The 243-nt window shown below is 44.4% G+C and carries 1 tRNA gene; it reads right to left on the reverse strand.

From position 1 onward, the window contains the following. Window positions 1-96 precede the first annotated feature (96 nt). A tRNA-Ser gene (locus tag ADG81_RS00700) sits at window positions 97-184 on the reverse strand. Between the last annotated feature and the right edge of the window lie 59 nt (window positions 185-243).

The following is a 243-nucleotide window of genomic DNA, read 5'->3' on the forward strand; positions in this document are numbered from 1 at the left end:
TGTCCTTTCTCGGTTTTAGCTTTTATTCAACCCACTACAGTTGACAAAGAGCCTCTTAAAAATATAAAAAAAGAGGGTTATAAACCCTCATAAAAACGGAGAATAAGGGATTCGAACCCTTGCGCCAGTTACCCGACCTAACGATTTAGCAAACCGTCCTCTTCAGCCTCTTGAGTAATTCTCCTATTAATGGGCACGAGTGGACTCGAACCACCGACCTCACGCTTATCAGGCGTGCGCTCT

The organism is Streptococcus pseudopneumoniae (genome assembly GCF_001070815.1).
GTDB classification, from domain to species: Bacteria; Bacillota; Bacilli; order Lactobacillales; family Streptococcaceae; genus Streptococcus; species Streptococcus pseudopneumoniae_P.